This is a genomic window from Providencia sp. JGM181 (assembly GCF_018257375.1).
In the GTDB taxonomy this organism is placed as follows: Bacteria; Pseudomonadota; Gammaproteobacteria; order Enterobacterales; family Enterobacteriaceae; genus Providencia; species Providencia lanzhouensis.
This window is the reverse complement of record NZ_JAERJY010000020.1, coordinates 23,817-33,360: the sequence shown is the minus strand read 5'-3', so window position 1 is coordinate 33,360 and position 9,544 is coordinate 23,817. Positions and strand designations below refer to the sequence as shown.

Below are 9,544 nucleotides of genomic sequence, written 5' to 3'. Positions count from 1 at the left end.
AGAATTACTATCATTTAAATAAATTACATTCTAATAAAGCTCAGTTATTTTATTCAATACTGTCATATTAAGATGACCCCAACAGTATTATTCACTTTCTTGTCTAAATCCCTTTACTCGTTCTTGATATATCAATACAGATACCCATACTATTTATGTAACTTACTGAGCTATCTGATATTAGCCATCAAATTGCGAACAAATTAAATCGAAATAAAACAATCTTATAATGCGTGGCTAAAAAATATTATTGACTTCCATTGCTCATAATAAAAACCCTAAAAATATAATCAGGGAGCACACTATGTCGGGTCATATTTCTAGACGTAACTTCATCAAACTAGGCACTATTGCAGGCATTGCAGTGATGGTGGGTAAACTCCCTTTTGCGATAGCAATGGAGCTCGATTCTGACTCTCCATCAACCGATTGGATAGGTCAAAATGGTAAAGCACGCTTTCGTTGGGATGGTGTTGAAAAGGTCACCGGTCGTAAAAATTTTGCTCGTGATTACCGCGCTAAAGACATTCCCGGTTGGCCTAAAAAACAAAGTTATGCCTTTATGTTAAAAGCAACAGAAGCAGATAAAACCTTTGAAGGCATTGATATTTCAATGTTAGGTCCAAATTTACAGCCTGATAAAGTTGTTTTACAAGAAGACCTTATCCGTGATGGCTTAAATATTCCTCAAGACACCAGTATGGGAAAAGGCTTCTATGGCACCAATATTTTAGTGCCTCTAGGGGACACTCCGCCGATTATTGGCCACCCTGTTGCCATCTTGATTTATCATGATTTCGATAAATACAGCGCAGCACAGCGTATGTTACGTTTTGCGACAAACACCGTAAAATATGGAATGGTGACTGGACCAAAACCGCCCGCTAACTATGGTGCAGCGCGATATGTACGTATCGGTGGTGATACACCACTTTCACCTTCTATCTTTTCCCCTTATCAAGATTCAGGTATTAAAGGTGGGTTCGATGGCAATACACCTGTTTGGCCTCCATATGACCCCAAACATGCCATTTCTATTCCACCAGTGATCCGTAAAGATCGTGGTGGTGGTTTTATTCAAGCCCTTCATCAGGCAGAAAAAAGCCCTGATAAACAAGAAAAAGCAATGGATTACGCACGGCAAATTGAACAAGAAATCGCTGCAGCTCGCCAGAATCCCGATAAATTTGTGATTGAGCGCCATGGTTTTTCACAATCCATTGACCCTTGCGCAATGGAACCTGATAACTGTAATACTTGGTATGATGCACAAACCAAAACACTACATATTTTAACCGCGACACAGTCTCCTGCAGGAGTCGTTAACGCCGCTGCTGAGTTATCGAAGCACAACAAACATTTTTCTGTCGAGAACATTGTGTTATTAACAGGTTCTACCGTCGGTTATGGCTCAAAAGACTATTCGGTTTTTCCTTTCTATTCGATGGTCGCCAGTTTCTATGCTGATGGCTTACCTGTTCGTATGGCAAATGACCGCTATGAACAATTCCAAATGGGAATGAAACGCCACTCTATTGAGATGGATGTCACCATTATCGGTGATAAAAAAACGGGCAAATTTGATGTATTAAAAGGTACTTATAATTGTAATGGTGGAGGCCGTGAAAACCTCTCGGTTGCCGTATCACACGTTGCGGTACGTGGTGCCCAATCTATTTATTATTTCCCAAAATCTGACCTCACCGCTCTCGCCATGGCCACCCCGGCAGTCGAAGCGGGCTCAATGCGTGGCTTTGGTTCCTTACAGTCGATGGCAGTCACTGAATTGATGGTCGATGAAATCGCTCATAACCTCAATATTGACCCAATTGAACTGCGCCGCCGTAATGCCATATTAGAAGGTTATCCGAATACACAAGGTGGTGTAATAGCGGGTGACCCTCGCAATGTCGAAATGTTAAATCTTGCGGAAAAACACCCGATTTGGGTCGATCGTGAAAAAAATAAAGTCGATTATGAAGCAAAAAACCCCGGTAAGTTATACGGCGTTGGCTTTGCGCAAGTGCAGCAAGTTTATGGTTCTAGCGGTGTTCCAACGATTCTTTCTCTTGAATTTGATGCGAATGGCAAGCTAACAATGCGCCATTGTATGCAAGAGATTGGTACCGGTGGTACAACCGCACAACAAGTTATGGTATGGCAAGCACTCAGCAAAGCCCCTGATGTGGTTGAATTTGGGGTAACTGAATTTGCAGAACTACCACTCAAAACCAGTTGGGCAGATCAGAAAAAACAAGATGAACTGTCAAAAACTGATCCCTATTGGACACCTGCGCTGATCCCTGACATGAGTTCATCGAGCGGTGTTTATTACATTGGATTTGGTACACGCCAAGCGGGTCATTTTTTATTAGAAAATACCCTATGGCCTGCGGCCAAAAGCATTTGGAGTGAAGGTCCAGGCGGAGGAGCATTCAATGGCTTAAATGTTGAATTTGCAGATATTCGTGTCGGATCTGATGGTATTGGCGGTGGTGGGATGAAGCCCATTCCTTTTGACATTTTAGCCAAAAGAGCCCATGAGATGGGGCTAATCACCGGAGTTGCTGTTCACGGCTATTCAAGCTGGCAGTGGGCTCGCGCAGAGTTCGATATTCCAACTGTAGGATTGAAAAATCTCCCTCTCGATGCAATATCCGTTCGTTATGGCGAGGGTGCTCCACAAGAACTGAAAAAGCAGATGACAACTGGCGGTTACCATTTTATTAAACGTAAAATTGCCTATTACCCACCAACACAACGCGCAAAAGCTGACCCAACTACGGTCACACCAGCTTCCTGCCTAGTCGAGCTCAACGTCAATACTATGACGGGTGAGGTCGATATCATGCGCCACCATATGATTATGGATCCCGGTACAATGATTGTCCCTGAATTGGTTTCAGGCCAAATTCAAGGAGGTACCGCGATGGGTATTGGTCACGCATTGATGGAAGAATTGCCACTGTATGAAGATGGGCCAGGTAATGGAACATGGAACTTTAATCGCTATGTTCTGCCACGCGCAAAAGATGTTGCGGTTTGGCAACAAACCATTGATTACTTACCTCCCCTATCAGAAACTTCGCCACCAAAAGGCATGGCAGAACTGGGAATGATCCCTATCTTACCTGCGACGAGTAACGCATTAACCCATGCGACAGGTAAGCGTTTCTATGAATTCCCTATCACGGTAGATAAAATTAAAAAGGCACTCTCATGAAAATCAACCATGCCGTTCCGATTATTGAGCGCAAGCCACTAACACTGACCATTAACGGCCAGAAAATTGGTCCTATTGATGTCCCTGTTGGGATGCCAATGATTGAGTTTTTACATGAATACCTTGACCTCACAGGCACCCACTTTGGTTGCGGGCAAGGGATCTGCCATGCTTGCACTATTATGGAAATTCAGCCCGATGGCTCAACGGTTGAAAGCCGTACCTGTATCTTTGGTGCCCATTATTTCAACAATAAAAATATTGTTACCATCGAAGGGCAAGCCAAACTGGATGAACAAGGCAAAGTTGTTGAATTAACGCCAATTCAACAAGCTTTTATCGAAAACTTTTCGTTCCAGTGTGGCTATTGTGCCCCCGGTTTCGTCACGGGTGCGACAGTATTTCTTGATAAACTGAAGAAAAACCCAGTGAAACGAGACCAACTCGAACATGCGATTGAAGAAGCCCTCAATGAGCATATTTGCCGTTGTACAGGCTATGTTCGCTATTATGAAGCAGTGAGGAAAGTCGCTCTAGACACTCCTGGCTGCGTGATCGACTAGGGAGAAACCTCATGGCTAAATCCAGCTCTCTACGTAAAAGCATTTATATTATTATCTTATTATTCATCATATTAATGCTTGCGATCCTATTTGGTGCTTTTCGTACCTCCAGTATCGGTCCTGATTTAGATAAACCGCTGACCTCAGAAGAAGTCGCCAAATTGCTGCCAAGAGGGCAAGAGTTGGCAACTGCTGGTGATTGCTTTGGTTGCCACTCATTACCTGAAGGGCCATTGGCTGCGGGTGGGCGTGCCATCGGAACCCCTTTTGGTACCATTTATTCCACAAATATCACACCTGATAAGCAATTTGGTATCGGTAACTATACCCGTGCTGATTTCCATCGTGCTTTGAAAGACGGAATTGGTAAAGAAAGAGGCAATCTCTACCCTGCCATGCCGTTTGTATTTACCCATATGACGACATCGGATGATATTGATGCCCTGTATGCTTATGTGATGTCACTTCCGCCAATCAATGTGCCAAACAAAGAAAATACAGGTGTATTTGTCCTACCCGTTCGCCCATTTATGAACTTCTGGACTTTACTTAATTTCCCTAAACAAAATGCGCCTCATGACCCACAACGTTCTGCCGAGTGGAACCGAGGAGCTTATATTGTTGAAGGTCTAGCACACTGTGGCGCTTGTCACTCACCACGTAATTTAATGATGGGTGTCGAGTTTTCACGGTCACTTCAAGGGGGTGAAGAAGCCGGTTTAGCCATCCCTGATATTACAGCCGAAGCGCTTTCCAAACATGGGTACGATACCGCCTCTTTGCGCCAATTCCTGCTTACAGGGAATGCCCCGCAAGGCTCTGCATTTGCAGATATGAGCACAGTGACTCATTTTTCTACTAGCCAGATGAATAAAAGCGATGTTAATGACATGGCAATTTATTTAATGACGGATAAACAAGGAAAAATACTTGGAGCCGAAGCTCCGCCAGCTCCATTGCCTGAGGCAAACTCACCAGACGTGGGTAATGTAAGTCAAATCATGGAAACGGGTCGGTTAATGTATATGTCTACCTGCGCAGGTTGCCACGGGATCACCGGAGAAGGAGTCCCTAATGGCATTCCAGCGTTAAAAGGTAATGCTATCTTAGCTATGGACAGCCCCGAAACCTTTATCAGTGTAGTGTTAACGGGTATTCCAACCACCACTTTCCCTAATGGGCAGCGTATGTATGCTATGCCAAGCTTTGCCGATGATTTAACGCCACAAGAAATGGCAGATTTAATATCATGGGCGCGCGCCGAATGGGGGGGGCAAGGTAAGCCTGTCACTGCCGAACAAGTTGAAAAACTGAAAAAGGCGGCTCAGTAATCGCTCATCGCTTCTCTTCAAATGACTTATTTATTGAAGGGAAGCGACATTATTATTTTCATTACGATATTTGAATAAAATCTCCATTAATATTTTTGTTATCTAAAAACCTATCTTGAATTAATCCCACAAGCAGGTTTTCAAAATGCTTCCTTTGATAAATACTGAAACCATCGACAATTTTTAACTTCAACATAAAAATCAATGACAGATCTTGGGTAATGACTGACAACTCAAAATTAGATTTTAATATCAGAGCTAAAATGCGAATAAGTCACTATAATAAAGATGGATATAGTGAACAATCAGGAATGATTTTTATATGAATTTTTATGGGATAGATTACTTGCAAGCGCAGTCTAATATAAATGATTATTTTAAATATATTATTATTTTTGGCACTTTATTTGCTTTAATCGTTTTTTTCATCCTATATATGCGTCACCGCCTACAAACTAAATATCGGGATTTAACGATTATCGCCTTCTTATTTTTACTCTTCATTTCAGGCATTCAGTATCAAGATTATACCGATAGTCAAAATATACACTCAAAATCATCCCAAATGGTTAATTTCGTAAGGTTATTATCAAAAGAAAAAGGTGTAGATATAAATTCTATATTTTCTAACTCAGTACAATTATCCGATGGCATCATCATTAAAATTGATGACCGTTATTACCGTATTCATTTAAGCGTAGATCAACAAACTTACAGCTTAGAAAAAGTTTGGTTAACAAATCCCGAAATTAAAATCATAAAAAAATAAGGCATAAAATGATTATTTATACACCTATTATTATAAAGCTTGGATTAGGGATCCTATGCCTGATTGTTCAAATAAACCTCATGGGCAAAGGAAATTTAGCCCCCTCATCCGCAATGGATCAAGTTCAAAACTATGTTCTAGGCGGTATTATTGGTGGTGTCATTTACAATGAATCAATAACAGTACTGCAATTTATCCTCGTGTTAATCATATGGACTTTACTTGTTTTTGCCCTTAAATTTTTAAAAGAGAATAATCCCTTTATTAAACGAATTATTGACGGCAAACCTATAACCTTGGTACATAATGGCAGCGTTAACGTTAAAGAATGTCTAAAAAACGGTGTTTCTGCTAATGATTTGATGTTCAAACTAAGGTCAAATGGCATATACGAAATAGAGCAACTAAAACGCGTTGTTCTCGAACAAAATGGGCAATTGACTATTATCCAAAGTGGCGATGAAAATATACGTTATCCAATTATCGTCGATGGATTAGCTAACCATGACTTACTCGAAATCATCGGCAAAGACATTGAGTGGTTAGAAGACAATATTTCGAAACAAGGTTTCAATAAAATCAGTGAAGTATATTTAGGTGAGTATTTGTCCGGTAGGATTAATTTATATGGATATGAAAGAAAGAATAACGCAGATTAAGTTAGATTCACACCTTGTATAGCACTAACAGAACAGTTACCGCTTTTGGTATTTGGGTCATGCCCTGAAGCCAAAATAGCTCTAAGCTGCTCCCGCTTATCTCGAGCCTGTTTCAGTGATAAATCAGGATATTGCCCTATTATCATCCTACTTAACTTACCTTCAAATCGGTAAGAGTATGACCATGAGATAGAACCTTTTTTGCTTACTAGTATCGAAAGCCCCCTACCATCTGCTATCATTACCGGCTTAGAGATTTCTTTACCATGAATGTTTTTTAGCTTTTTGTCTGTGAGTTTATTAATTTCTGACATATCAGTCTTATCCAATGTCTAGAATCTTATACAAAGTCTTATACACGAGTCAGTATAAGACTGGGTTAATTCAGAAACAACGAGAACGACAAAAAACCAAAAAGCATATACATTTCAAAAAGTTAAATAGCAATCAGAAACAAGAAAGAACAACCGAGAATGACAACTAATAAAGAACAATACAACTTAAACAAACTCCAAAAAAGAATCCGCCGTGATGTTGGGCAAGCCATCGCCGATTTTAATATGATCGAAGAAGGCGACCGTATCATGGTCTGCCTGTCTGGGGGGAAAGATAGCTATACTCTGCTGTCGATTTTGCAAAGCCTGCAAAAAAGTGCCCCAATTTCATTCTCTTTGGTCGCTGTTAACTTAGACCAAAAACAACCAGGCTTCCCTGAACACATTTTGCCAGCTTACTTAGACGAACTCGGTGTTGAGTATAAAATTGTCGAAGAAAACACGTATGGCATCGTAAAAGAAAAAATTCCTGAAGGGAAAACTACCTGTTCCCTGTGCTCTCGTTTACGTCGCGGCATCTTATATCGCACCGCAACAGAGTTAGGCGCGACCAAAATAGCGCTCGGTCATCACCGTGATGATATTTTACAAACCCTATTTTTAAACATGTTCTACGGCGGTAAATTAAAAGGTATGCCACCAAAATTGATGAGTGACGATGGTAAGCACATTGTTATCCGCCCTCTCGCCTATTGCCGCGAAAAAGATATTGAGCGTTTTGCTGAAGCAAAAGGATTCCCTATCATCCCTTGTAACTTATGTGGATCCCAGCCTAATTTACAGCGCCAAGTCATTAAAGAGATGCTGCGCGATTGGGATAAGCGTTATCCAGGGCGTATTGAAACCATGTTTAGAGCGACTCAGAACGTCGTATCATCTCACTTATGTGACACTGAATTATTTGATTTTAAAAACATTTCACATGGTGATGCCGTGATCAATGGTGGTGATATGGCTTTTGACCGCGAAGAATTGCCTACTCAGCCAATGATTGATGAAGATGATCAACCAGACTACAGTGCTGACCGATTAGATGTGATTGAAGTTAAATAAGATAATAAAAATTGATCCGCTACCTCTGGGCAAACTCAGGGGTGGCTTCAGATTTTATGCAAAAAAAAGCCGATGTAAAATACATCGGCATTACAGTGGTCAATTATTCTGTATAAGAACTCAATATGAGAAAAACTACAATTATGGAGCACAACGTTCATCGCTCAACGTTGCATTCACCTGCGGGAGTAATATTGCCTTAAAACCCTATACCCTTTATTGATTTATCTCAAACTAGCACCCATTATCCAGAACAATTCACCTTTCTTATAGCCATCGACTTCTTTTTAACCACCAAAATACCGTAGCGATTAAGCAGGCGAGTAATAAACAGAACGCACTAAAGGCAAACCTGAATTCATTTCCAGGGATACCCCCTAAGTTCACACCAAATAAACCGGTTAAAAATGTGGTTGGTAAAAATATCATCGCCATTAATGACATGGTATAGATTCGACGATTCATCATTTCCGTCATCATATTCGTAATTTCATCAGACATAATCGCAGTACGAGCAATAAAACCATCTAAATCTTCAATACAGCGCCCTAATCTGTCTGAAATTTCTTGTAAACGTCGTCTGTCGTTATCATCTAGCCATAATAATTTTTCAGCGGTTAATCGAGAAAACATATCCCGCTGCGGTGCCATATAACGGCGCACGACAATAATCTGTTTGCGCAGTAACGCTAATTCCCCACGTTCAGGAATTTCGCCATGTAATATCAAATCTTCCATTTCAATAAGGCGTTCGTGAAGAGAATCGGTGAAATCACTAATTTCATCGGTCATTGCATCAGTGACATCTGCAAGCCATTCACCGGTACTCTGTGCACCGACGCCTTCTTTAAGATCATCAATAACAGAATCTAATGAGTGAACACGTCGGTGACGGCATGAAACAATCAAACGGCTATTCATAAAGATACGAAATGCCACCAATTGCTCTGGGCGCTGCCCTGCGGTGTTATTCAGGGTTTGTAATGTCAGCAGAACGCCATCACCAATACGCACCATCCGCATACGATTCATTTTACCCGTCAATGATGACTTCACTTGGTCATTAAACAAATCAGTCTGTTGGATCCAGCTAGACGTCTCTTTATTTTTATAATCGTAATGCAGCCAAAATGGAGATTGCTGTGTTGCAGTGGCATTTAAATCGATAGGAAGAACACCGCCATCTCCATCTAACTGAAAGGCATGAACGGGGTTAGAGTGTTGAAATTGCGATCCATAGGTCGACGCCATGCAATTATCTCCTTAAATTGAAAAGTAAGGTATTTTTAGTTGATTAAAGGGAATATTGCAATGATTTCAATAACAAAATCAAAATACAAAGTTTAAGTAGGTGTTAAGCAAAGGAAAATAAAAGCATAAAAATAAGATGTTATGCAAGATTTATAGCCCAATGAAATTTCTCAATTTTTGCTAGAGAGATCCCATTTGATTGACACAAATTAGCAATAAAACCGCAAAGTTTTTTCCTATTATTAAAGCTGTAGTGTTTATTCCTTTTTGGTCCTCCTTCTGACTCTCCAGTGGAAGGAGTTTTTTTTATTTTGGGTCTCCCAAAATTTAGCCAGCACACCTGCACTGGCTAAATTTCAT

At 40.7% G+C, this 9,544-nt stretch carries 8 protein-coding genes; 6 read left to right on the top strand and 2 right to left on the bottom strand.

The window, feature by feature from the left end:
- The first annotated feature begins 304 nt into the window (after positions 1-304).
- The 5 genes from JK188_RS04895 (at position 305) to JK188_RS04875 (ending at position 6,545) form a co-directional block, all read left to right on the top strand.
- Complete coding sequence (locus JK188_RS04895; RefSeq protein ID WP_154609917.1) at positions 305-3,223, top strand: xanthine dehydrogenase family protein molybdopterin-binding subunit; 2,919 nt, start codon at positions 305-307, stop codon at positions 3,221-3,223.
- A complete protein-coding gene (locus JK188_RS04890) occupies positions 3,220-3,786 on the top strand; it encodes a (2Fe-2S)-binding protein (RefSeq protein ID WP_036953454.1) in 567 nt (188 codons plus the stop codon). Before JK188_RS04895 ends, JK188_RS04890 begins: the two co-directional genes overlap by 4 nt.
- 11 nt (positions 3,787-3,797) lie before the next feature.
- A complete protein-coding gene (locus JK188_RS04885; RefSeq protein ID WP_132494990.1) occupies positions 3,798-5,117 on the top strand; it encodes a cytochrome c in 1,320 nt (439 codons plus the stop codon).
- A gap of 322 nt (positions 5,118-5,439) precedes the next feature.
- On the top strand, positions 5,440-5,886 hold the full coding sequence (locus JK188_RS04880; RefSeq protein WP_036953459.1) for a DUF3290 domain-containing protein: 447 nt from the start codon (positions 5,440-5,442) through the stop codon (positions 5,884-5,886).
- A gap of 8 nt (positions 5,887-5,894) precedes the next feature.
- On the top strand, positions 5,895-6,545 hold the full coding sequence (locus JK188_RS04875; RefSeq protein WP_036953461.1) for a DUF421 domain-containing protein: 651 nt from the start codon (positions 5,895-5,897) through the stop codon (positions 6,543-6,545).
- Here the strand turns inward: JK188_RS04875 and JK188_RS04870 are convergent.
- Complete coding sequence (locus tag JK188_RS04870; RefSeq protein WP_211885370.1) at positions 6,542-6,859, bottom strand: Arm DNA-binding domain-containing protein; 318 nt, start codon at positions 6,857-6,859, stop codon at positions 6,542-6,544. The two genes, JK188_RS04875 and JK188_RS04870, sit on opposite strands and share 4 nt — an antisense overlap.
- Before the next feature lie 132 nt (positions 6,860-6,991).
- On the opposite strand from JK188_RS04870, the gene ttcA reads away from it, so the two are divergent.
- Complete coding sequence (gene ttcA, locus JK188_RS04865) at positions 6,992-7,933, top strand: tRNA 2-thiocytidine(32) synthetase TtcA (protein ID WP_336431240.1); 942 nt, start codon at positions 6,992-6,994, stop codon at positions 7,931-7,933.
- A gap of 267 nt (positions 7,934-8,200) precedes the next feature.
- On the opposite strand, the gene zntB is transcribed toward ttcA, so the two are convergent.
- Complete coding sequence (gene zntB, locus JK188_RS04860) at positions 8,201-9,184, bottom strand: zinc transporter ZntB (protein ID WP_211885366.1); 984 nt, start codon at positions 9,182-9,184, stop codon at positions 8,201-8,203.
- Positions 9,185-9,544 lie beyond the last annotated feature (360 nt).

Excerpts from the sequence above, each read along its gene's own strand:
- JK188_RS04895 (WP_154609917.1), top strand. The coding sequence starts at position 305 with ATGTCGGGTCATATTTCTAGACGTAACTTCATCAAACTAGGCACTATT.
- JK188_RS04890 (WP_036953454.1), top strand. The coding sequence starts at position 3,220 with ATGAAAATCAACCATGCCGTTCCGATTATTGAGCGCAAGCCACTAACA.
- JK188_RS04885 (WP_132494990.1), top strand. The coding sequence starts at position 3,798 with ATGGCTAAATCCAGCTCTCTACGTAAAAGCATTTATATTATTATCTTA.
- JK188_RS04880 (WP_036953459.1), top strand. The coding sequence starts at position 5,440 with ATGAATTTTTATGGGATAGATTACTTGCAAGCGCAGTCTAATATAAAT.
- JK188_RS04875 (WP_036953461.1), top strand. The coding sequence starts at position 5,895 with ATGATTATTTATACACCTATTATTATAAAGCTTGGATTAGGGATCCTA.
- JK188_RS04870 (WP_211885370.1), bottom strand. The coding sequence starts at position 6,859 with ATGTCAGAAATTAATAAACTCACAGACAAAAAGCTAAAAAACATTCAT.
- zntB (WP_211885366.1), bottom strand. The coding sequence starts at position 9,184 with ATGGCGTCGACCTATGGATCGCAATTTCAACACTCTAACCCCGTTCAT.